Genomic DNA, 23,764 nt, shown 5'->3' on the forward strand with positions numbered 1-23,764 from the left:
CCCTGTACAGACCCTGCGATCTCCCGCATCCTGCCCTTACTGAGAGGAGGAAGCTCAGTGCAAGAACAATTTTCACTCGACCCCAACTGGGACAGGCAGGAGTGAAGCGATCCGCCAACCGGCGATCATGAGGGAGGAAGACATGACAATCCGTAAGATGCTTCTGGCATCGGCCGCTATTGCTTGCGGCGCGATGCCCGTTTCCGCCTTTGCCGATACTTCGGCCAAGAAAATCGCGCTTTCCAACAATTATGCCGGCAATTCGTGGCGCCAGGCCATGCTGACGAGCTGGGGCAAGGTGACGGGCGAAGCCGTGAAATCAGGCGTCGTCGCAGCAGCCGACCCGTTCACTACCGCCGAGAACCAGGCGACGGAACAAGCCGCGCAGATCCAGAACATGATCCTGCAGGGCTATGACGCGATCGTGCTGAACGCCGCTTCGCCGACGGCGTTGAACGGCGCGGTCAAGGAAGCCTGCGACGCAGGTATCACCGTCGTCTCCTTCGACGGCATCGTGACTGAACCCTGCGCCTGGCGCATCGCGGTCAACTTCAAGGAGATGGGCCGCAGCGAGGTGGAGTACCTCTCGAAAAAGCTCCCCCAGGGCGGCAACCTGCTCGAGATACGCGGTCTTGCCGGTGTCTTCGTCGATGACGAGATCTCGGCCGGCATCCACGACGGCGTCAAGCAGTTCCCGCAGTTCAAGGTTGTCGGCTCCGTTCACGGCGACTGGGCGCAGGACGTGGCGCAGAAGGCTGTTGCCGGCATTCTGCCGAGCTTGCCCGACATTGTCGGCGTCGTGACGCAAGGCGGCGACGGTTACGGCGCCGCGCAGGCGATCGCCGCGACCAATCGGAAGATGCCGGTTATCATCATGGGCAACCGCGAAGACGAACTGAAATGGTGGAAGGAGCAGAAGGACGCGAAGGGCTATGAGACCATGTCCGTGTCCATTGCGCCCGGTGTCTCTACGCTCGCCTTCTGGGTCGCCCAGCAGATCCTCGACGGCAAGCAAGTCAAGAAGGACCTCGTCGTGCCCTTCCTGCGCATCGACCAGGACAATCTCGAAACAAACCTCGCCAATACCCAGGCCGGCGGCGTCGCTAACGTGGAATACACGCAGGCGGATGCAATCAAGGTTATCGAGTCGGCAAAGTAAATCTCCCGGCGACTGCCGCGCGGCCGCAAACGGCTGCGCGGCATTCTTTGCAAAGCAGATGTGGCGGGCAGCATGAATGAGGTTTTGCAGGCGGTGATCGCCGTCGATGGCGCGAAGGTGAGCTTCGGCGCGGTCAGGGCGCTCGACGGCGTGACGCTCCGCGTCATGCCAGGCGAATGCGTCGGGCTTGTCGGCCATAATGGCGCCGGCAAATCCACGATCGTCAGCGTCATCAACGGCGGTCTCACGCCCCACGAGGGAAGCATTGCGAGCGACGGCGAGCGGCTGGAGCGTTACGGCATCAACGCGGCGCGCGCTCGCGGCGTGCGCTGTGTCTTCCAGGAACTTTCGCTCTGCCCCAACCTCTCTATCGTTGAGAATACGCGCATCATGCACCGCGATCTCGGCGGCTTCGGCTGGCGCAAGCGTGCCGCGAAAATTATCGAGAAGAGCCTCGACATGGTCTTTCCCGGCCATGGTATCGGCAGCGGCCGGGTCGTCGGAGATCTTTCGATCGCCGAGCGGCAGATGGTGGAGATCGCCATGGCTTTTTCCGACGCCGGCATTGCGCCGCGGCTGGTGATCCTCGACGAACCGACCTCGTCGCTCGATGCAAGCCTTGCCCGCCAGATGCTCACCCATGTCCGCCGCTTCGTCGCTGCCGGCGGCTCCGTCATCTTCATCTCGCACATTCTGCACGAGATCCTCGAAACCTCCGACCGCATCGTCGTCATGAAGGACGGCCGCGTCGTAACCGAACGTCCGGCGAACGGCTTCGGTCACCATAGCCTGGTGGAAGCCATGGGCACGGTTGCGAAGGAGGAGACCGGCGAGCGCTCGGCGCGCGAACAATCCACCGCGCCGCTCATTCTGTCCCATCAGACGGCGGGCCTTGCCTTTGCGGCGCGCCAGGGCGAGATCATCGGACTGGCGGGGCTGGCGGGTCACGGGCAGACCGAGCTGTTGCTCGCTCTCCATGCCGCCCAATCCGGCCACTGGCTTCCCGAGCGCGATCCGCTCGTCACCTTCGTCGCCGGCGACCGCCGCCTCAACGGCGTTTTCGAACTGTGGAGCATCCTGCACAATTTTTCTATCGCCTCGCTCAGTGACCTGTCGCGGCGCGGCCTCATTCTCGCGCGCGAAGAGGAAGCCAAGGGCGCCGACTGGAAGCGGCGGATCGAGATCCGCACGCCCGATATCGCAAACCGCATATTGTCGCTTTCCGGCGGCAACCAGCAGAAGGTGCTCTTTGCGCGCGCACTTGCGACACGCGCGCCCGTTGTCCTGATGGACGATCCGATGCGCGGCGTCGACGTCGGGACGAAGCAGGAGGTCTACGCCATCATCCGTGAGGAAGCCGCGCGCGGCCGCACCTTCATCTGGTATTCGACTGAAATGGACGAGGTCCGCCTCTGCGACCGAGTCTATGTCTTCCGCGAAGGCCGCATCAAGGCCGAACTCGCCGGCGACGCCGTCAACGAGACGAATATCATCGCCGCCTCCTTCGAAGGGGTCGCCGCATGACGTTCCGGCTCTCGTCCGATGCCATGCGTCTTGCCATTCCCGCCTTGTCGCTGACGCTGCTGCTCGCCGCCGTCTTCTGGATGCAGCCGCGCGCGGTGAGCTATGTCGGGCTCAACCTGCTGTTCAACCTAGCTGTACCTATCGCGCTCGCCACGATCGCCCAGATGCTTGTCATGGCGGTGAACGATCTCGATCTCTCGATGGGCACCTTCGTCAGCTTCGTCGCCTGCGTAACGGCAACCTTTCTGCGCGATGCCCCCGTGATCGGCGTCCTGATCCTTGCCGGCGCAATCGCAACCTATGCGGCGCTTGGCGTCATAATCCATATGCGCAACCTGCCGTCCATCGTCGTGACCCTCGGCATGAGTTTCGTCTGGGGCGGCCTTGCCGTGCTGCTGCTGCCGGCACCTGGCGGGCAGGCGCCGGATTGGGTTCGCTGGCTGATGACCGTCAAGCCGCCTCTGGCGCCGATGGCGATCGTCGCGAGCATCGCCATCGCCGTCGTCGCCCATCTTCTCGTCATGCGGTCCTCGCTCGGCGTGCTGATCCGCGGCATCGGCGGCAACCAGCGATCGGTCGAGCGCGCCGGCTGGTCGATCGTCGCGGCCCGCGCGAGCGCCTACGGCCTTGCCGGACTCTTTGCCGTGCTCGCCGGCATCGCCCTCGTCGGCCTGACCACTTCGGCCGATGCCAATATCGCGCTGCGCTACACGCTTTTGTCGATTGCCGGCGTGATCCTCGGCGGCGGCGAGTTCATCGGCGGTCGTGTCTCGCCGATCGGCGCCGTCATCGGCGCGCTGACGCTGACACTTGCCGGCTCGTTCCTGTCCTTCCTGCGCATTTCGCCCGACTGGCAGATCGGGGCTCAGGGCGCGATCCTGATCATTGTGCTGGCGCTCCGCATGATGCTGAACCGCCTGGAGAAGCAGGAGAAGCGCCGATGACCCCGCTGTTCCGCCTGTTCGCCAAGCCCTGGATCTGGTCATGGCTTGCCGCTTTCATCGTCTGGTTCCTGACGATCATGGTGACGCTCGGCGCCAGCACGCTCGGCCTGTCGCAGGCAGCACTCACCTTCGCGGCCTTCTCCGTCATCGTCGGCATCGGGCAGATGTTCGTCATCACGCTCGGCCCCGGAAATATTGACCTCTCGGTTCCGACTACCATGACGCTTGCCGGCACCGTGGCGCTTAAGCTGATGAATGTTGAAAACAGCATGATCCTGCCTGGGCTTCTCGTCGCCGTCGTCATCGGCTTCGTCGTCGGCCTCTGCAACTATGCGCTCATCAAGGCGCTGCGCATTCCGCCGATCATCGCGACACTTTCGACGAGCTTCATCGTGCAGTCGGCCGCGATCTGGACGAACCGGGGCTTGCGCATCAAGCCTCCGAGCGTGCTGGCAGAATTCACCACGTCGAACACGCTCGGCGTACCCAACGTCGCGATCGTTGCTCTCGTGGTCTCGCTCTTCGCCTGGTTCCTGCTTGAGAAGACGATTTATGGGCGCTGGATTTCGGCGATCGGCCAGAGCATGCCAGCCGCGCGCATGGCCGGGATACCGGTCGATGGCACGCGCTTCGTCACCTATCTCTTCTGCGCCGTGCTCGCATCGGTCGCGGGCTATCTGCTCGCCTGCTTCTCCGGCGGCGCGGCGCTCAACATGGGCTCGGAATATCTCTTGATGTCGATCGCCGTCGTCGTGATCGGCGGCACGGCGGTCGCCGGCGGCGATTCCAACGTGCCGGGCATCTGGGGCGCATCGCTCTTCATGTTCCTTGTTGTTTCCATGCTCAACACCTACGGGGTCGGCGCGGGCATCCGCCTCATCATGACCGGCCTCATCATCATCAGCGTCATCATGCTCGCCGGCGGCCGCCGAGCCGGCATGCGATAATTGGGAAGACCGCCATGGCCGAAGGCAGCATCTACGAAATCCATGATCCGCGCTTCCGGCAGTTGATCGTGACGAGCGCCGGCCTCGACGAACTCTATTCCGGCTGCCGCTGGGCGGAGGGTCCCGTCTGGTTCAACGATGCGAACCAGCTGCTGTGGAGCGACATTCCCAACCAGCGGATGCTGCGATGGACACCCGAGGCCGGCGTCTCAGTCTACCGGCAACCCTCCAACTTCACAAACGGCCACACGCGCGACCGGCAGGGCCGGCTCATCTCCTGCGAGCATGGCGGACGCCGCGTCACGCGCACCGAGATTGACGGCTCGATCACCGTGCTCGCCGACCGTTTCGAAGGGGCGCCGCTCAATTCGCCGAACGACGTGGTGGTGAAATCGGACGGCACGATCTGGTTCACCGATCCCACCTACGGCATCATGTCGGATTACGAAGGCTACCAGGCAGAGCCGGAGCAGGCGACCCGCAACGTCTACCGGCTCGATCCGGCGACCGGGGAACTTGCGGCTGTCGCCACGGATTTCATCCAGCCGAACGGCCTTGCCTTCTCGCCAGACGAAACGATCCTCTACGTTGCGGATTCGGCGGCAAGCCATGACGAAAACCTGCCGCGTCACATTCGCGCTTTCGACGTGGTCGATGGCAGACGGCTCGCAAACGGCCGCGTCTTCTGTCTGATCGACACAGGCATTCCCGACGGCATCCGTACAGACGTGAACGGGAACCTCTGGTCGAGCGCCGGCGATGGCGTGCATTGCTTCGACCCGACGGGCAAACTGATCGGCAAGATCCGTGTACCGCAGACCGTTGCGAACCTCACCTTCGGCGGACCCAAACGCAATCGGCTGTTCATCGCGGCAACGCGCTCGCTCTATTCACTCTACGTCGCCGTGACCGGCTCTCAGCTGCCGTAAGGTCAGGTGTTCGCCTTGAAGAGATTGGAACCAAAAGTCTGGAAAATCTGCAGCTGCAAATCTGTCATAATAATCAATGATTCGCGGGGTCGTGCATCGACGGTGGAATGTCCCGTTTCCCATGAAGCACACGCCACACATCAACATGATCTTTTTGATCACGATAAAAGACGATATAGGGGTATCGTTTCAGCGAAATGCTGCGCAGGTCAGGCAATCCTAACTCGTATCCATATCGTAGCGATCCCGATTCCGGACGCCGTGCGATCAGGTCATAAGCTGCCTCTAAAGCGTCAATAAAGCCAAGGGCAACCTCGGTTCCGGCCTCGAGTACATAGCAGTCTACGGCCGCTTCGACGTCGCTGCGAGCCAATTCCCGAGGGACGACGGACTTGTTTGTCACTTGCTGTGCCGACCACGCACACGATCACGCAATTCGGTGAAATAGCGCCCATCGGCGGGATCGGATTGTACGGACGATGCTCCGTCAACCAACAGTCCGCGCAAAATAAGACGGTCCTGATCTCGCCGAATTAATTCGCGGATATATTCGCTGCTCGTCCCATAACCACGTCCCGCAACCTGCTCATCAACGAAGCTCTTGAGATGGTCTGGGAGAGAAATGTTCATTGTGCTCATATGAATACATATAGCTGCAATGGCAAAATTTGGCAAGATAGACGTCTTTGTCTTAAGACGGATTGAGACGACGAGCATTGAGCTGAATCGAACTTTGGCCAAGCTCATTGGCTCCGTCGGCGCATCGGCAGCGAGCCCCGAAAGGACCGGCGTTCGGCTTTTGGCTATCTGATTTGAGCCATCCTCCGATTTTGATAACATTCGCTCAGACGGTCCGCCTGACCGCCTTGAAGCGACTTAAGCCCGCGACCCGGTAATCCTTTCGCAATTCCAGCGTCCTCTATTGATTTTCCAGCATTTCGATCGTGGGTAGCGCCAACCGTGACCTTGGGCCGGAGAGGAACATGCCTGGCGGACGTCTTGCCATCTTACTCGGCCGCTAGCCGATGTTCGTTATAACTCACGATCCAGTCATGGAACGCGGTCACTTCGTACCGTCGCAGCGCCTTCGAAGACGTCACGATATAATAAGCCCATTTGACCGGCCATCGCGCGTCCGGCATCAGGTGGACGAGACGACCACTGTCGATCTCCTGCGCCACCAGCGCATTGCGAACCAGTGCCACGCCGCGCGCTGCGACGGCTGCGTTTATCACAGCCGCAGTGGAATTGATCTTCAGTCCGCGGTCGTCGGTCGTCTGGTTTGCCCCAGCTCGCGTCAACCATTCGCGCCAGGTCGGAAAGTCGGCGGCGATAGGGATCATGCTCTCGAGCTTCGTCGTGTTCTGTGACTATCAACTGGATCATGCTGCCGACCGTCGCATTGGTTTTTGTGCACTGGTCTGGCGAGCCACATAGCCGCTTCAAGACAGGCTGGTTCCTAGGCGTGGCAAGATTGCCACTGCGGCATGCCACGAGCATCCTCGACGCCCGCGCCCAGCGCGAGCGTCGAGTAGCAGTCAACCGATCGTCATCAGGCTGGCATTGCCGCCGGCCGCTGCCGTGTTAATCGACGTGGAAACCTCTTCGACCAGCCAGTTCAAGCAATAGGCTTCGATATCGTTCTCGATCTCCGCCGTCGTTGCCGACTGCACCAGAACCAGTGGGCCATCGAGCGCGGCGATCAGCTGGTTGACCTTCATTATCCGCTCAGCGTCCCCTTCGACGAGAGCCGAGGCGAAGGGACCATCCTTGTTCCAGTCCGATGTCCAGGCGATGCGATGGGCGACGCTGGCGGGCAGGTCTTTCAGCGTCTGGCGAAGACCTGAAGCTTCGTCGGTGACAAGCTGGTTGCCGGTTGCGAGAGCCGCGGCAATCTGCCGGTAGAGCCCGCGCTCGCTTGACGGAACGAGAAGCACACGGCCACGTGGATGGAGAGCGTAGAGATTGCGCTCGCCGACCGGACCGACGAGCTCTTTCTGCAGTCCGACCGCCGATAGGCTGCCGAGTTCGCGAGCCGCCTCGGCATCGTCGCTCTTGCCCTTGGCCGAGAGCCACACGGCAAAATCGGCAAGCGCCGGATCGATATGGACGGAGCTGTGCTGCGGCGGCACAGGTGCCTTCTGGACGAGCCGGCCGATATAAAGCGGACCACCAGCCTTCGGACCCGTGCCGGAGAGGCCGCGGCCGCCGAAGGGTTGAACGCCGACAACAGCGCCGATGATATTGCGGTTCACATAGAGGTTGCCCGCCTGCACGCGGCTCGTCACATGCGCGATGGTCTCGTCGAGGCGCGTATGCAGGCCGAAAGTCAGGCCGTAGCCTGAGCCGTTGATATCGTCGATCAGGCGATCCAGGTTCTCCCTGCGATAGCGAATAACGTGAAGTACGGGGCCGAAGATTTCCTTCGTCAGGTCCGACAGCTTCTTGAGTTCGATAATCGTCGGTGGAACGAAGGTTCCAAGATCCACGCTTTCCGGCAGCGGAAGCTGTTCGACCTTGCAGCCGGCAGCACGCATCTTTGCAATATGCTCGTCAATCTCGTTCTTTGCATCGATACTGATGACCGGTCCAACGTCGACCTTGAGCATGTCCGTCCGACCGATCGTCAATTCCTGAAGCGCGCCCTTCAACATTGTCAGCGTCCGGTCGGCGACGTCCTCCTGGAGGCACAAGACGCGCAGCGCCGAGCAGCGCTGGCCCGCGCTATCGAAAGCCGAGGTGATCACGTCCGCCACCACCTGTTCTGCAAGTGCGGAGGAATCGACGATCATGCCGTTCTGGCCGCCGGTCTCGGCGATCAGCGGAATCGGTTTTCCCGACTCAGAAAGTCGCTTGGCGAGCTGGGCTTGAATCATGCGTGCGACGCCCGTCGATCCCGTGAACATCACGCCGGCAGTTTCACGGCAATCGATGATCGCCGATGCGAGCCGGCCGCTGCCGGGCACGAATTGGAGGGCACCGCGCGGAATTCCAGCCTCGTGCAGGATCTTGACGCTTTCGGACGCAATAATCGGCGTGACGCCAGCCGGCTTCGCCATGACGGAATTGCCCGCGACGACCGCCGCGGCCACCTGACCCGTGAAGATAGCCAGCGGAAAATTCCACGGGCTGATGCAGAGGACCGCGCCAAGTGGCGCGTGCGCCGGACCCAAAGTCTTTCGAACCTGATCGGCATAATAGCGCAGGAAGTCGATCGCCTCGCGCACTTCACCGATCGCGTTCGCGGCCGACTTGCCCGCCTCACGCATGATGATGCCCATCAGCGTTTCGATGCGATCCTGCATGATATCCGCGGCGCGATCGAGGCAGGCTGCGCGGTCGCCTGGAGATACGAGCGCCCACTCCTGGGCTCCGCGAGCGGCAAGTGCAGCGATCTTCGCCGCGTCCTCGATCTTGACCTCGGTGACCAGACCCACGGCATCGCCGTGATCGGCCGGATTCAGGATCGGTCGCGTAACACCGTCTTCAGAACCGTCGGCAAGCAGCGGGAGCGCGTGCCAGGACATTTTCGTCGTCGCGACAAGGCTTTCGGCGAGCTGGTTGAGCTCGTCCTCGTTCGAAAGATCGAGACCCGATGAATTCCTGCGGTCGGCACCGTAGAGGTCCTTCGGGAGGGCGATGAGATCGTGGGGCTTCCCCACGGGATCGTTAGCCTCAACCAGGTCCACCGGATCGGCAATCAGGTCGTCGACGGAAACGCTGGGATCGGAGATCCGGTTCACGAAGGAGGAGTTGGCGCCGTTCTCGAGAAGGCGCCGGACAAGATAGGCGAGCAGTGTCTCATGGGTGCCGACGGGAGCATAGATGCGGCACGGCCGGTCGAGCTTCTGCTTGCCGACGACCTCGTCGTAGAGCGGCTCGCCCATGCCATGCAGGCACTGGAACTCGTATTTTCCGACCCTAAAGTCAGGGCCGGCCAGATGGTAGATCGTTGCCAGTGTCTGCGCGTTGTGAGTCGCAAATTGCGGGAAGATGGCGTCGGCTGCTGCCAACAGCTTGCGAGCGCATGCGACATAGGCGACGTCGGTGTGGATCTTGCGCGTATAGACCGGGAAGTCCGGCAGACCGTCGAGCTGGGCACGCTTGATCTCGGCGTCCCAGTAAGCGCCCTTGACAAGGCGCACCATCATGCGGCGGCCGGAGCGGCGTGCGAGGTCGATGATATAGTCGAGTACGAACGGGCAGCGCTTGCCATAGGCCTGGACGACGAAACCGAGACCGTTCCAGCCGGCGAGTTCGGCGTCAAGGCTGAGTTCCTCAAGCAGGTCCAGGGACAGCTCGAGCCGGTCGGCTTCTTCGGCGTCGATGTTAAGGCCGATGTCGTAGTTCTTGGCCAGAAGCGCCAGAGCACGCACGCGCGGCAGAAGCTCGTCCATGACGCGCTTCGACTGAGCGCGGACATAGCGAGGATGCAGCGCCGACAGCTTGATCGAGATGCCCGGACCTTCATAGGCGCCGCGGCCGGCCGAAGCCTTGCCGATCGCGTGGATGGCGTTTTCGTAGTCGCGGTAGTAGCGCTCCGCATCCTTCGCTGTGGTCGCTGCCTCGCCCAGCATGTCGTACGAATAACGGAAGCCGCGAGCTTCCAGCGGGCGCGCCCGCTTAAGCGCCTCGTCGATCGTCTGGCCGGTGACGAACTGCTCGCCCATCATCCGCATCGCCATATCGACGCCGCGGCGGATGACCGGCTCGCCGCAGCGGGCGATCAGCCGGGTCAGTGCTGCGGCAAGGCTGCGGTCGTTGACCGTTGATGTCAGCTTGCCGGTGACGACCAGTCCCCAGGTCGCGGCGTTGACGAACAGCGAACGGCCACCGCCGACATGGGACTTCCAGTCGCCTTCGGAAATCTTGTCGCGGATCAGCGCATCACGTGTCGCCGTATCGGGAATGCGCAGCAGGGCTTCAGCAAGACACATGAGGGCGACGCCCTCCTGACTCGACAGCGAATATTCCTGCACCAGTCCCTCGACGCCGGTGCCCTTATGCTTGGCTCGCAGCGCCTCGATCAGCCTGCGGGCGGTGCCGCGGATCGTCCCTTTCATATCATCCGGGACCCTGGCGGCTGCGACGAGCGGCGGAAGGCATTCAGTCTCCGGCCGGCGATATGCCGCGGTGATCGTCTTGCGCAGATCGGACTGTTCGCGGATCGGCGGAGCGAACTGGGCGAAAGGCTGGGAAGAGCTGTTACCAGCACTGTTGTCGGCGACCACTTTGAGCATTTTCAGAACCTATCGAGGAACATTGTTTTAGAGATTTGGTGCACGCGTCTGACCTACTTCAGTCCGGCGCGTGTTCGGGGAGAAGGAGACGCGCGGAGGCATCGTCCTTAATCGAGGCCGCCTTCCTAGCCGGCCCAACGCTGTAAGCCGCTCGCACGGCGCCTAGACCGACGGGGCGATATCGTTCGGTCAGATCGACTGCATTTTTTGTTTCGTCAGTTTTTGCATCGCGCTTCATCGTTCGTCCTCGCGATCAGATGCCAATTGCCTTGTACGCATCGCCGATTTCCTTCAGAGCGACGTAGTAGGCCGCGGTGCGGAAATCCTTGATCTCCGGCCGCTGGGTAAGAACGGATGCCATGCGATGATACGCCCCTCGCATGACGTCGTCCAATCCGGATCGAACCAGGTCGATCTCCCGACCGCCTTCGAGAAACTCGTCTCTCATCTCCTCGGGAAATGCCCTGCCTGTCATCGACTCAAGTGCGCTCGTAATCTGCGAATTGCGGCGCTCGCGGCGGCGGCGCTCCATCAGACCGAACGGTATATGGGTCAGGTTTTTTACCCATTCGAAATAGGAGACGATGACGCCGCCGGCATTGACGAAGAGATCGGGAAGGATGACGACACCGTTCTGGAACAGGATCTTCTCCGCCTGAAAGGACACGGGGCCGTTCGCGGCCTCGGCGATAAGCTTCGCCCGGATCCGACCTGCGTTGTCGATGGTGATCGCGTTCTCCATCGCAGCGGGAATGAGGATGTCGCAGGCGATCTCAAGGCCGCGATCCTTGTCCGGAGAGCTTTCGGCGCCTTCGAATCTGAGGATGCTGCCTGTTCGCAGCCTATGCTGATGAACAGCCTCGACGTCGAGTCCCTCAGGATTGGAGATGACGCCGTCGCGTTCGACGATGCAGACGATCTTCGCACGGTCCTCCTCGCTTAGAAACTTTGCGGCGTGGTAGCCGACATTGCCAAATCCTTGAACCGTGACCGTCATCGTCGAAAGATCACGGCGCCCGCCGATCCCAGCGTGGGCGGTGTCGCGAAGGTAGCAATGGATCGCGTACTGCACACCACGTCCGGTCGCTTCGGTGCGCCCCGCTATGCCGCCGCGGGAGAGCGGCTTTCCGGTGACGCATGCGTTCGCGTTCACGATGTCGGCCGGCCCTGTGCGCTTGTATTCGTCCGCCATCCACGCCATCTCGCGCTCTCCAGTCCCCATGTCCGGGGCCGGCACGTTCCTGCCGGGCGAGATCAGGTTGCGTTTCGCGAGCTCCTGGGTGAAGCGGCGGGTGATGCGTTCGAGTTCATGAACCTCCCACTGCTTGGGATCGATGCAAAGGGCTCCCTTCGAACCGCCGAACGGGACGTCGACGAGCGCGCATTTCAAGCTCATGAGCGCCGCCAGGGCCTCTACTTCGTTCGCGTTCGCCGACGCGTCATAGCGGATACCGCCCTTGGCAGGCTCAACGTGCTCGCTGTGAACCGAGCGCCATCCGGTGAAGCTGTACATACGACCGCGAAGACGGACCCCGAAGCGCACGGTGTAGGTAGAATTGCAGGCACGGATACGTTCCGCGAGGCCTTCTGAGAGATCGAGATGTTCGAGCGCGCGGTCGATGTAGCTTTCGACGCTGTCGAGGAAGGTCCCCTCCTGCGCGCAATCCCGGGTCTGCTTGATCCTGACGGCGTCCATGCTCTTCCTCCAAATAGCTGTTGAGAAAGAAATAGCACGACGCGCGATATCGATCCGACTTGATTTTGCGGCATTTCAGGCGATATGAATTTATTTTCAGCCTGCGAGAAACCCATAATGCCTACAGAACCGGCCACCTTTAGTGAACTTGACCAATTCGATCGGAAGATCATCGAAGCTCTTCTTGAGGACGGTCGCATGTCCATCACCGATCTCGCGGCGCGCGTCGGGCTTTCAAAGACGCCATGCCAGCTACGGTTCCGGCGCCTCGTTTCTGATGGCTTCATCGAAGGATTCAGGGCCGTTCTCAGCCCGTCGAAGATGCAGCTCGAGCACGTGGCATTTGTGGAAGTGAAGCTTTCCAACACGACGGAGAGCGCACTGACGAGCTTCAACGAGGCTGTGAAGAAGATCAAGGAGGTCGAAGAATGCCACATGATCGCCGGCCGTTTCGACTATATCCTCAAGGTAAGGACGCGTGACATCGGGAAGTATCGACGCGTGCTAGGGGAAAAAATCTCGACGCTGCCGCATGTCGCGAGCACGTCAACCAACCCGGCGATGGAGACGGTTAAGGAGAGATGGGATCGGACCGGCTCTGGATTGCTCTAGGAATGGGCTGAACTGAACCTGTGCCCTAGCGTGTGAGAGCCGTTGCAAGCCAATCCGCGGCATGCTCCGCGGAAGAGGTTCGTCGGGTTCGTGCCGGCAGCAAGACGTAATATCTCTCTTCAGTCGGCATCTCGGCCTCTTCCAATGCGACGAGTGTCCCATCCTCCAGGAACGTCTGGACCAAAAGCCGCCAACCTAGGGCAACACCCTGCCCCGCTCGCGCGGCTGCGATCGCTTCCGTGTAGTGGTTGAACCGCAGATGCGGCTTAGCACGCAGGCGCCGACCGGTCTCCTCGTTCCACTGCGCCCAGGACAACCACGACCTGTCGTGTACGTCGGTCTCGATGAATTCGTCTGCGTCCGAGAGCTCGGTCGAGTGTCGCCTCCAAAGGTATTCCGGCGAGCAAACCGGAACGATGGCATCCTCCTTCGAGCCGACGATCTTGGCGTCCGCGAAGGGCGGTCTCCCATAGCGTATAGCGATGTCCACGCCGCCCGCATCGAGATCAATCCTGGCATCCTGGGAAATCACCCGGATCTGCACGCCCGGATTTTCCCTGCGGAACTCCGCCAGTCGTGGCAGCAGCCAGAACGATGAAAAGGCAACCGTCGCCCCGATCGTGACGACATCCTGCTCAGACGATCGGACGGCGTCGACCGTGTCGGCGATACTAGCGAAGCATTGCGCGAGAGTGGTGCCTAACGTGAGGCACCCCGGCGTCGGCTCGATAGCGCGGTGCTTGCGGACGAACATTGGCAGCCCGAGCTCTTCCTCAAGAACTGCGATCTGCCGGCTGACCGCCGCCTGCGTCACGCCGAGCTCGACCGCAGCAGCAGTAAAGCTGCGATGGCGGAGAGCCGCCTCCAACGTCATCAACGCCGTTAGCGAAGGTATTCGACGCCGAAAATTCATGATCGTTCTCGCATTACATAACATTATGGATCGTGAAAAATAAATGCCGTTGAAGCGTGGGAGATGCAAGCGCAAAGTGCCGTCCATCAATCCATAAGAGGTTATTATGCTAAACAGGCTTCCCTCCGACATTTCTGCTCTTCTCGAAGCGCGCGCAGACGGCCACGCGCTGCCGGCCGGCCTTTACATCAGCGAAGATGTTTTCGAAGCCGACATCGATGTCTTCTTCCATAAGCATTGGATCTGCGTCGGTCTTGACTGCGACATACCGGAGCCGGGCGATGCGACCGTGGTCGATATCGGCAAGACAAGCCTCATCCTGCTGCGCGACGACGACGGCGAGATCCGTGTGCTGCACAACGTCTGTCGCCATCGTGGCGCGCGCCTGCTCGACGCCGGGAAATCCATCGTCTCGAAGCTGGTCTGCCCCTACCATACCTGGACCTACGAGCTTACGGGAGAACTCAGCTACGCTCCGCACATGGGCAAGGATTTGGACAAGCAGTGCCACAGCCTGAAGCCCGTGACCTTCAAGTCGATCGGCGGCCTGATCTACGTTTGCCTTTCGGACAATCCGCCGGAGGATATCGCAAACCTCGAGCAGACGATGATCGAGCGGCTGGCCCCCTACGACATCCGCAACGCTAAGATCGCGCACCAGACCGACGTCATCGAGGACGGCAACTGGAAGCTCACGATGGAGAACAATCGTGAATGCTACCATTGCTCCGCCAACCATCCCGAGCTCTGCGTATCCTTCGTTGATCTCGACTTCGGCTTCGACCCGGAGACCTTGAGCCCGGAAGACCGCGAACAGGCAGCCGAGCATCTGCGGCTTTATGACGAGCGCACCAAGGCATGGGAGGCGGACGGCTTCCCGTCGACGGCAGTCGAGCAACTCGTCGACTGCGCGACGAACTTCCGCACTCAGCGTCTGATCATAGCCGGCGCAGGCGAGTCCCAGACGCACGACGCCACTGCCGCCTCGTCCAAGCTTCTCGGTCAGATGACGCGCAAGGACCTGGGTGACACTCACCTTTGGGGCCACAACAGCTGGAACCACTTCATGGGTGACCACGCGGTCGTCGCCGTCGTCATCCCGCTCTCCGCAGGTCGCACGCTGGTCCGCACCAAGTGGCTCGTCCACAAGGATGCCGTGGAAGGCAAGGACTATGATCTCGACAAGCTGACCGACGTCTGGATCGCGACGACGGACCAGGACGCCGACCTGGTCGCCCGCTCGCATGCCGGCGCACTCGATCCGGCCTATCAACCAGGCCCCTATTCGCGTTTCTCTGAAACCAACCTCGACAAGTTCGCGACTTGGTACATCGATCGGATGCGCGCTCATGGGTATTGAGTTCGCACAATTGCAGCGGGGCCAGGCGCCCGCATGGGATCGCGAGCACGACGAGACGCTCGTGTGTCTCGACGTCCATCAGGAAACGCACGACGTCAAGAGCTTCACCTTCGCGTCGCCAGAGGGCAAGCGGTTCAACTTCGAAGCCGGACAATACTTCCTGTTCGACTTCCCGACAGACACAGAACGCGAAGCGAGGTGCTACAGCATCTCGTCGTCCCCTCACCGCACCAACGCCTTCACTGTCACGGTCAAGCGTGTAGCCGGCGGCAAGGTCTCGAACTGGCTGCACGACAACATGAAAGCCGGCATGACCGTCAAGGGTCAGGGGCCGCTCGGTCACTTCATCCGGCCGAAATCGCGCGGGAAGAAACTTCTGCTTCTTTCGGGCGGCTCCGGTATCACGCCCGTCATGTCGATCACGCGTGATCTGGCGGACAGCTACGAACCTGCGGACATCGTCTTCCTTCACGCGGCACGGACTCCGCTCGACCTCATCTTTCGAAACGAGCTGGCGTATCTGGCATCGCGAATGAGAGGGCTGCGGCTGCAGTTCCTTCCGGAGACAGTCCTCGGCGAGCTACATTGGCCGGGCCTGACAGGCCGGATCTCGCCTGAATTTCTGAAGCTCGCCGTGCCTGACATCGCGGAGCGCGTCGTCATGTGCTGCGGCCCGGCCCCCTTCATGGCGGCGGCGCGTTCGATAACGGCGGCGCTGGGCGTTCCGCCCTCGAACTACATCGAGGAAAGCTTCGACACGGCAGTTATCGACGAGCCGGGACTGGACGTAGAAGTGCAGCCGCCCGGCAAAGTCTATCAAGTCGAGTTCACGAAGCAGAAGCGTACGCTCGAAGTGTCTTCCGACCAGACAGTGCTTGCCGCTGCGAAGAAGGGCAGCGTCAGGCTGCCCTCATCCTGTTCCAACGGTGTTTGTGGTACCTGCAAATCGAAGCTCGTTTCGGGCTCGGTGGAAATGAACCACAACGGGGGCATCCGCCAGCGCGAGATCGATGCCGGCCTGTTCCTTCCATGCTGCTCGAAACCTCTCAGCGACCTGGTGGTCGAACGATAAGGCAGAGTTCCTCATGCTGTGTAGCGAAGACAACTCGCCAAATGCGAGCGGTTCTACCGTATTCAAAGACGAGCGCAAACAGGCATATCTGAATCCGAAAGGGGCGGATCGCCCGCTCATCAGCCCTATACCTGGTTCGACACTAGACAGGGCCCGACGTTATCGCCTCGGTAGACTGCGCGAAAAAATGCGAGAGTGGGATTGTCCAGCCCTAATTCTCTATGATCCGGTCAACATCCGCTACGCGTTCGACTGTTCGAACATGAGCATCTGGACAATGCACAATCCTTCGCGATACGCGCTCATTCTCGCCGATGGTCCGGCGATAATGTTTGAATTCGAGGGATCCGAGCACGTCAACGATGGGCTTCCTGGCATCGACGAGGTTCGGACGTCCAAGTCTTTCCTCTTCTTTACGGCAGGCAATCTGGTCGAAGATAGGATGAAGGTGTGGGCGGGCGAGATCACCGAGATCGTCGGGTTGCACTGTCGTGCAAGCCGAATTGCCGTCGATCGCTTGGAACCGGCGCCTGCGGCGCAGCTCCGGCAGCGTGGCTTCACGTTGCTCGACGGCCAAGAGCTCGCCGAGCGCGCGCGGTCGATCAAAAGTTCGGACGAGATCGAGCTCATGCGGTGGACAATTCGCGTTTGCGAAGCAGGAATGGCTCGCATGTACGAGGTCTCCGAGCCCGGCCGCACCGAGCGCGAGATCTGGGCCGAACTCCATTTCGAAAATGCTCGAAGCGGCGGCGAATGGCTGGAGACCAAGCTCCTGACAGCCGGCGCCCGTACGAACCCCTGGTATCAGGAATGCTCCGACTACGTCGTCCAGCGAGGTGAGATGATCTCGTTCGACACGGACATGATTGGCCCGTACGGCTACTGCGCGGACCTATCTCGGTCCTGGACCTGCGGACATGTGGCAATGACCGCCAGGCAAAAGGAGCTCTACGCGGCAGCGCGAGATCAAATCGACCACAATCTGTCGATCATCCGGCCCGGCATGACGTTTCGCGAGTTCAATGAGAAAAGCTGGCAGATACCCGAAAAGTACCAGCCCTACCGCTATACGCTCGCCGCCCATGGGACAGGGATGGCAGACGAATGGCCCGGAATTCTTCTCCATCCCGACTTCGACGCAGGATTCGAGGGCGTTGTCGAAGAGAACATGGTTCTCAACGTCGAGAGTCTGATTGCGGAAGAAGGTTCGGAAAGCATAAAGCTCGAAACGCAGGCTCTCGTGACGGCTAAGGGAGCCGAGCGGCTCGACACGTTCCCATGGGAAGATCTTTGACGATATGCTGGCTACCACACGGCGCCGGACGGACGCCGCATTTCATTTCGCATTCGAAGGTCGAAGCTTGGTGCCAGACCTCATCGAGCGCGATACCGCGGGCTGTCGCATGTCGCTGGAAGCCTTCACGAAGCCGAAAATTTTACCGTCACGCCTCGCTGCCGAAAGTAAGCCTGCATCAGTTTGCTGCCGGAGCGATTGTGCTGTACCAGTCTTGCCGGGTCGAATACAGCCTCTTTCAAACCCTTGTGATATGCGCGTCGATGTCAGCATTACCTGAGCGAACGGATGCATTTCCAGGAGTCGTACGAGCTTATGGGCGACGAGCTCGACTTCCTGGGCCTGTATCTTGTGTCGGCTTCAACATCGGCAAGCCCGACAAGGAAAACGTGTTCGCGCCAGCGGGGATGTCTGCTCCAATCGACAAGTACTACAATAGTCGCGACGCCCATGTGCCAATCCCGAAGCCGCGGGTGTCGTTGTCCCCGCATTTCCGGCAGATCGTCGCCCGCCTATGCGAACGCCAGCCGAAGGGTTGGACGACTGCCGGTCTACATCTGCTGAGTTCGGCGAGTCCATCGGAGCAGCGGGAGATCGAGAGACATCTCGTCAAGCTGCGAAAGGGTGTCCGAAAGCACTTCAAGGATCCGAAGCATATCAACACCCTCTTCATCGCGCCGCCGCTGGCGAGGAAGGCGCGGGTTGGCTTCTACCTGTTTCCGGAGGAACTGCGCGGCAGACACCGGGAAATCATGAAGATCCTCGCTGGCGGCGAACTGGATCAGGAGGGGGTCGAGACCATAGCGCTTTTCGGAAGATCGACGGAGAACTGGGGTGCCCCATATGAGGCCATCCTGATCTCGAGACGAGAGAAGTAAATCTGCTGGAGGACGGGGACACAGAAGGCGCTGGCTCTTCTCCGAAGCGTTTCTTTCCGACAAATGTCACCCCTGCAATCATTTTTTCCCACTTGGCCGGCGGGATTTCGCCCGCCAATCCTCGATCGGCTTCTTTCGATGACGGCAGTTAGAGCGGCCGAATTGGTGGTTACAATCTCGCCGTAAGCGTGGCTACCGTTGACCTGGACAATCCCGCCAAGACTGAGCGCTGGGACTTTTTCGCTATCGAGGAAATTGATGACCTCATCATCAAGATGAGTGTTAGCCACGCACATTCTTCAAAAGTGAGGCATTCTACTACATCGTTGTGAAGCATGCAGCGGCAGACGCTCGGCATCGTTCGCTTTGAGTCAAGATCCGTGCGGCTTGGGCTTGTGCTTGAGCTCAGCGAGGCTGGAAAGCACTGGACGGTCCTCCGGCAACAGGACCGGCCGCGGTACCGGCCTGTTTTTGTAGGCTCTGGAAAGGGCCTCGCGGAGGAACTCGTTCTCCTCCGTCGTGCGTTCGAGAATGCGCTCAAGCTCGCGCACTCGTTCCTCCAGCTCCTTCACCTCAGAATTGCCGATGACCGGCTCGTCGGAATCCACCGTGTAGACCTCTATTGTCAGGGCTTCACTATACACCGCCATTGCCCGCAGAATCCAGGGATCCGGATTCTCCGAAATACAACGCAACCACCACAGGAGACCCACATAATAATCAGCGGCCGAGATCAAAACAGGGGATTCGAATGACGTCGGCCCGAAGATCGTTGTCTCGGGCCGCTGCCGACGATGGCGAAGCAGTATGTAGCTCAATCGGCCTTTCGCTTTAGGATGCCACTTTTGACTAACCAGTTCAGATCTTGCCCTGCAACGCCCCGAAATCATAAAAGTTTGCTTACATTCTAGGTGGGGGCCGATTGCCGCTCATTGATCGGCCATCACTGCGGGCCGGCGAAGTACTCAAAACTGGAGCCATCTGCCTTGAGTTTTTTTATTCTCTCACCGTCCCACACCAGAAACGATCCATCCGCTAGCGCAACGGCATCGGAGTCTTGATTTGACCACTCCCCCTCACTGTCAAAGTATTCTTCACCTATCTTCTCCAGCTTGCTGTTCTTGATGGACCAGAGTTTTATCTCGCCATGTCCGAGCGTGAGTAAGGTATTCTGCTGACTTGCGATCGCACGGAAGGCCATTCCCATGTGTCCGCCTTTCTTTTCGTCAATCCAATCCAGCAGACTCTTTTCGTTGATATCCCATAGTTGTACGTGGCCAAAGTCGCCATCTATTGCAATGGAGTATGCATAGTCCTTTCCGAGGCATCCCACGTCCACAATCTTCCCGTCAAGATTTTCCTCACTGTTTTCGCGAACACTAACTACTCGAGACCTCTCGGAATCGAAATTATCGTTATCTACAAATAGAATATTTCGCGTCATCGTGCCGATTATTGTATAATTATTGCATACCGCAATAGCTGATACTTCATCTTCGTTTTGAACTTCTTCTGTTTTTCCAATATAGTCGTTAATTATAAACTTAATATATGGCGAACTTTTAAAACTAAATCTAAACACGGAGTTATACGTCCATGTCTCCTTTGCGATTTTATTAAGATTTTCGGTTCCTTCCTCAAGGTAGGGGTCCAGAGGGAGGAGAAACGAGTTTATTCCTACGCCCCACTTCTCGTACCCAATCCCCAGTTGCCGTCCATCTGTGGCGGCGTATGCGATCATACTTTGTTGCCCCGGAACAGGCTCTTTAGACTGCTTCTCTTCCTCACCCACACCAAAAAGCGTTCGAGCGCTTAAGATGCTCAACTGTTGGTCAAACAAGACAATTCTGCCATTTGTTTCTACGAATAAAATTTTCCCGTCATGCAACGGGTGCAAAAGAGCCGACTTCCCCCGGAGCGATCTGTATTCTCCGCCAGTAACAACTTCCTTTGTGGGGTGTTCTGCGCCCGGCGTCCACAATTGGACGTGTCCGTCGTGTGTCGCAATATAGATCCTCCTGCCCTCGTCAAATGACAACATTGTCTCGGCGCGACTGGATACAATAGACGTTAGACTGGCAGCCAGGAAGGAGACTGCTGCTGCAACCAACATACTTTGGCAACGCATAACTAATTCTCCTTTTTGAACTTTGCGCCAAAGATCTGAAACAAACTTGAAACCGCGACCGGACCTTCGGCACTGTTGAACGTGGCCTTGAGTAGCCAGTTTAGTCCTGGTTCATCCGCTTGAAGACGCAACTGAATTCTGATGGCAGCCACTTCTTTTGGGCCTATTTTGATGTAAGGCTGGATTTCATGGCTCTGGCGACCCTTCTTCCATTCCAAGTCGTGCGCAGAGACATCTATCGGTTCGGTAACTTGTGGAATCCCGCCTTTGGTGCTGCCTATATCCAAGACATCATAGTCGACGCTGACAATAGTGAGTGGCCTGTCACCATTATTCTGAATATTCCAAATAAGGACTGGGTCGAGCAGCCCAATGCAGTTCACCAGCCAGTCCATGACGATCGCAAAGTCGGCCGGGTTCGATGCCTTTAGCTTCTCGAGTTCACTTCGTGTCGGTAGAATTTCGTTAAACGCAGAGGGGCCACCATGTATCATCAAGTTTTTGTAGCCGCTTACGGTCGATATTTGCTCGCCTGCGACAGATGATTTTGCCGCCAACATTCCCTTGAGCACGGGAAGAGCGTCGGCAATCGGTTTTTCACCTCTTACTCCTCGGCAGCTTGCCCTTTCTACAACCGCCATCATCTTTCGATCATATTCGAAAGTCAGCGCTGGGGATTCTAAACCTTCACCATGAATCGACGTTTTGTACGCTTGCGCTCGTACAAACGTGGAGCGTGTAGGATCAACACCAATATACCCTATCGACAGTTCAGGGGGTACATCGGCATACGCCGGGTTCAAAAACATCGATTGACTTCGTTGCGGTCCGCCCCGCCACGGACCACAGTCCACTAGCCACCCGCACGCGTTCGGATAGACAGCCAGGAGAAGATAGGCCGCCAGCGCAGCTACTATTACGCAGATCCGCGCTGCCTTATTTTTGGAGCCAGCCACGCGCAGCAGCACGATACCAACGGCTGAGAATACGATCGCATAGAGTGCTCCAATCTGGAGAGGCGCCTTGGAATAGAGGGCGGTTAATGCTTGCCACTGAGCAGCAGCAGCAATCACAGCACCAGCTATTGTGGAGAATGCAACGAGTGGGAATATTGCACGAGTGATCGCACTTTGGGCAGGGTCGGTAGCGCTTGGCTGTTCGACATCCCTAAATCTCGTCGATTTCTTCACTTGCTCCCCCGCCATTACCAAAAGAAAGGCGCTTACAGGTTACACTTAAGTAAAGTAAAAATCGACTATGATTGCGATTCCACCTCAGAAGATTTGCAGTTTCAGCAAGTCATAACTATATGCTAACGGCAATTGTTGATTACATATGAGATGAGCGTCCACGATTAATCTGTCGGACCATCTGTTCATTCGTGAAGTCTTCGAGCTTTAATCGCCGCCCATGACTGTTGCTCCCACTGCGGACGAACCCCACGACACAGAACACTCCAAGTGGGGCAATGCTCGACCGAGGTGCGGACCATTGGGTTGGCAGGTTCGTCTGGTTCGGGATCGGGTGAAGGCTCGTCGCCGGGCACACGGTCGGGATCCTGCGGCGGCGTATCGATGGGTGGCGCTGGCGGCGGGATGATGGGTTCGTTGGCACAGACAATGGGTTCCTCCCTGACTTCGAAAACGTGGGAAATCATCCCAAGTTCCGTGGACGCGCCATCCCTTCGACACCATCTGCTGGGGATGCCCAAGACCAAGACGAAAACCCAGGAAAGCGATGATCCCGAGCTGATCAGGGAGTGGCCGCTGTCTGCTGTGACGACGCATGGATCTGGTGTCAGGGTGGAAGGAATCCTGAAGGAAATCCGCTCCCATCTCCGGTCCGGAAGTCGCTGGATATGAGGCAGGGGCTCGACTTCGAAGACAGCGTTCAGAGCGATGGTATTAGCCATTTGCAGTGCACTCGGCGACGGCTACTCATTGTTCCATATGCGCCCGCAGGATATATTCAGTTCCGCAGATAGCTCTTCCACCCGCTGTCAGAGATGCAATAGCGCCCACAACACGGTCCCATGCAATATGCTCACGATCTGCTGGAGCACTCTCCGCTAACCGTTGGCGCCATTTCTGATCCTGTCCCGCCTAGCGGGTCTTCGGCACCAGATAAAGGCCGGGAAAACATCCGACCTAGATCATTTGGTTTTTTTGATTCTGGTCGTCTTCTTCTTCGGCTCGAAGGCGATTGCGTAGGTATCCACTTCCATCTTTCGGACGGGGATTTTGAGCGGGTGGAGCTCCGCTCGTATTATACCCTCATGCTCGTCTGATATGCGCGATCCTAAATATACGGACGTGACAGCCGTCCGTAACTCGTAGGGGGCCGCTCCGATCGTCGGCCGGATTAATCTCCATTCCCTTTCGCTGGCCCATCTGACCGATTTGCATGAGAGGATCATCTTGGCACGGTTCTCGGCCGTCTCTCGATCTCGGTACAGCATCGGCGCTTTCTCGCCGTAGGTCATGCGAACGAGTTCGTTCTCATTGCCCAGATTGTCGAGCAGCCGCTTCACATTGTACTCGACACAAATCCCGGAGAAGTTTTTAGCATAGTGAGCCCACATTGGTTCATGATCCATCGTCTCGGAGAACGAAGCGATACCCAGAGAATCGATGACTTGTCGCACTTCGGCGACGGTTCGATCGCGGCGGACGCTGCCCTTTAGGAGCGCGGATTCTCGATGGCTGCCCTCCATGGGATCATTCATGGATTTGTAGCCTGGGCAATAGACATGACCCTGGACTATCGCGTCTAGCTCTTGCCGGAACTTCTCTGGCTCGTCCCCAACGAGCGATCGATATCGATAAAGTTGACGCGGCCGTGCATAAGCTTTGATTATTGCGACCATCGGTTCTCCCGCAAAACTGCTGCTTACATACGACTAGGACCGGTACTTCTGCAACGCCTCCACCGTAAACTTAAGCGGCACGATCAAATCCTTTGACAGTCCGCGATAGGAGAAGACAACTGGCGCAATAAAGAAGTGTTGCGTCTGCAGCGTGATCTGGACAATGAAATCCTCAAGGCGACGCTCAACGATAGATATATCG

Annotated in this window: 20 protein-coding genes; 10 read left to right on the forward strand and 10 right to left on the reverse strand. The window is 59.0% G+C overall.

Annotated elements, in window-relative coordinates:
- Window positions 1–142 precede the first annotated feature (142 nt).
- The 5 genes from H4W29_RS26310 to H4W29_RS26330 all read left to right on the forward strand — a co-directional run bounded on the left by H4W29_RS26310 (window position 143) and on the right by H4W29_RS26330 (window position 5,503).
- Complete coding sequence (locus H4W29_RS26310) at window positions 143–1,159, forward strand: ABC transporter substrate-binding protein (protein WP_192731763.1); 1,017 nt, start codon at window positions 143–145, stop codon at window positions 1,157–1,159.
- Between the two features lie 72 nt (window positions 1,160–1,231).
- Window positions 1,232–2,683, forward strand: a complete 1,452-nt coding sequence (locus H4W29_RS26315) for a sugar ABC transporter ATP-binding protein (RefSeq protein WP_192731764.1) — start codon at window positions 1,232–1,234, stop codon at window positions 2,681–2,683.
- Window positions 2,680–3,627, forward strand: a complete 948-nt coding sequence (locus tag H4W29_RS26320) for an ABC transporter permease (protein ID WP_192731765.1) — start codon at window positions 2,680–2,682, stop codon at window positions 3,625–3,627. The genes H4W29_RS26315 and H4W29_RS26320 overlap by 4 nt, the downstream gene beginning before the upstream one ends.
- Complete coding sequence (locus H4W29_RS26325) at window positions 3,624–4,574, forward strand: ABC transporter permease (protein ID WP_192731766.1); 951 nt, start codon at window positions 3,624–3,626, stop codon at window positions 4,572–4,574. The genes H4W29_RS26320 and H4W29_RS26325 overlap by 4 nt, the downstream gene beginning before the upstream one ends.
- 14 nt (window positions 4,575–4,588) lie before the next feature.
- Window positions 4,589–5,503, forward strand: a complete 915-nt coding sequence (locus H4W29_RS26330) for an SMP-30/gluconolactonase/LRE family protein (protein ID WP_192731767.1) — start codon at window positions 4,589–4,591, stop codon at window positions 5,501–5,503.
- Window positions 5,504–5,576: 73 nt separating this feature from the next.
- Here the strand turns inward: H4W29_RS26330 and H4W29_RS26335 are convergent, their stop codons facing one another.
- The 5 genes from H4W29_RS26335 to H4W29_RS26355 all read right to left on the reverse strand — a co-directional run bounded on the left by H4W29_RS26335 (window position 5,577) and on the right by H4W29_RS26355 (window position 12,439).
- Window positions 5,577–5,906 carry a type II toxin-antitoxin system RelE/ParE family toxin gene (locus tag H4W29_RS26335; RefSeq protein ID WP_192731768.1) on the reverse strand — a complete coding sequence of 110 codons (330 nt, stop codon included), beginning with the start codon at window positions 5,904–5,906 and terminating at the stop codon, window positions 5,577–5,579.
- A complete protein-coding gene (locus tag H4W29_RS26340; protein ID WP_376776611.1) occupies window positions 5,903–6,178 on the reverse strand; it encodes a ribbon-helix-helix domain-containing protein in 276 nt (91 codons plus the stop codon). Before H4W29_RS26340 ends, H4W29_RS26335 begins: the two co-directional genes overlap by 4 nt.
- 332 nt (window positions 6,179–6,510) lie before the next feature.
- On the reverse strand, window positions 6,511–6,846 hold the full coding sequence (locus tag H4W29_RS26345; RefSeq protein ID WP_246517473.1) for a LysR substrate-binding domain-containing protein: 336 nt from the start codon (window positions 6,844–6,846) through the stop codon (window positions 6,511–6,513).
- 195 nt (window positions 6,847–7,041) lie between these two features.
- Window positions 7,042–10,743 (reverse strand): trifunctional transcriptional regulator/proline dehydrogenase/L-glutamate gamma-semialdehyde dehydrogenase, encoded by a 3,702-nt coding sequence (putA, locus tag H4W29_RS26350; protein ID WP_192731769.1) that lies wholly within the window; start codon window positions 10,741–10,743, stop codon window positions 7,042–7,044.
- Window positions 10,744–10,996: 253 nt separating this feature from the next.
- Window positions 10,997–12,439 (reverse strand): Glu/Leu/Phe/Val family dehydrogenase, encoded by a 1,443-nt coding sequence (locus tag H4W29_RS26355; RefSeq protein ID WP_192731770.1) that lies wholly within the window; start codon window positions 12,437–12,439, stop codon window positions 10,997–10,999.
- Window positions 12,440–12,556: 117 nt separating this feature from the next.
- On the opposite strand from H4W29_RS26355, the gene H4W29_RS26360 reads away from it, so the two are divergent.
- On the forward strand, window positions 12,557–13,051 hold the full coding sequence (locus H4W29_RS26360; protein WP_192732810.1) for an Lrp/AsnC family transcriptional regulator: 495 nt from the start codon (window positions 12,557–12,559) through the stop codon (window positions 13,049–13,051).
- Between the two features lie 25 nt (window positions 13,052–13,076).
- Here the strand turns inward: H4W29_RS26360 and H4W29_RS26365 are convergent, their stop codons facing one another.
- Window positions 13,077–13,964, reverse strand: coding sequence for a LysR substrate-binding domain-containing protein (locus tag H4W29_RS26365; RefSeq protein ID WP_192731771.1), 888 nt, complete (start codon window positions 13,962–13,964; stop codon window positions 13,077–13,079).
- A gap of 106 nt (window positions 13,965–14,070) precedes the next feature.
- On the opposite strand from H4W29_RS26365, the gene H4W29_RS26370 reads away from it, so the two are divergent.
- From H4W29_RS26370 to H4W29_RS26385, 4 genes are all read left to right on the forward strand, one after another.
- Window positions 14,071–15,324: an aromatic ring-hydroxylating oxygenase subunit alpha gene (locus H4W29_RS26370; RefSeq protein WP_192731772.1), complete on the forward strand. Its 1,254-nt coding sequence runs from the start codon at window positions 14,071–14,073 to the stop codon at window positions 15,322–15,324.
- Window positions 15,314–16,396 (forward strand): FAD-binding oxidoreductase, encoded by a 1,083-nt coding sequence (locus H4W29_RS26375; protein ID WP_192731773.1) that lies wholly within the window; start codon window positions 15,314–15,316, stop codon window positions 16,394–16,396. The genes H4W29_RS26370 and H4W29_RS26375 overlap by 11 nt, the downstream gene beginning before the upstream one ends.
- Window positions 16,397–16,409: 13 nt before the next feature.
- Window positions 16,410–17,690 carry a M24 family metallopeptidase gene (locus tag H4W29_RS26380; RefSeq protein WP_192731774.1) on the forward strand — a complete coding sequence of 427 codons (1,281 nt, stop codon included), beginning with the start codon at window positions 16,410–16,412 and terminating at the stop codon, window positions 17,688–17,690.
- A 407-nt stretch (window positions 17,691–18,097) separates the two neighbouring features.
- Window positions 18,098–18,568, forward strand: a complete 471-nt coding sequence (locus H4W29_RS26385; RefSeq protein WP_192731775.1) for a hypothetical protein — start codon at window positions 18,098–18,100, stop codon at window positions 18,566–18,568.
- A gap of 371 nt (window positions 18,569–18,939) precedes the next feature.
- On the opposite strand, the gene H4W29_RS26390 is transcribed toward H4W29_RS26385, so the two are convergent.
- From H4W29_RS26390 to H4W29_RS26405, 4 genes are all read right to left on the reverse strand, one after another.
- A complete protein-coding gene (locus H4W29_RS26390) occupies window positions 18,940–19,218 on the reverse strand; it encodes a hypothetical protein (protein ID WP_192731776.1) in 279 nt (92 codons plus the stop codon).
- Window positions 19,219–19,511: 293 nt separating this feature from the next.
- Window positions 19,512–20,606, reverse strand: coding sequence for a hypothetical protein (locus H4W29_RS26395; RefSeq protein WP_192731777.1), 1,095 nt, complete (start codon window positions 20,604–20,606; stop codon window positions 19,512–19,514).
- 92 nt (window positions 20,607–20,698) lie between these two features.
- A complete protein-coding gene (locus tag H4W29_RS26400; RefSeq protein WP_192731778.1) occupies window positions 20,699–21,886 on the reverse strand; it encodes a hypothetical protein in 1,188 nt (395 codons plus the stop codon).
- A gap of 962 nt (window positions 21,887–22,848) precedes the next feature.
- The gene (locus H4W29_RS26405; protein ID WP_192731779.1) at window positions 22,849–23,562 is read right to left on the reverse strand and encodes a DUF2971 domain-containing protein; all 714 of its coding nucleotides are present in this window, start codon (window positions 23,560–23,562) and stop codon (window positions 22,849–22,851) included.
- Between the last annotated feature and the right edge of the window lie 202 nt (window positions 23,563–23,764).

It is taken from the genome of Rhizobium viscosum (genome assembly GCF_014873945.1).
Lineage (GTDB): Bacteria > Pseudomonadota > Alphaproteobacteria > Rhizobiales > Rhizobiaceae > Rhizobium > Rhizobium viscosum.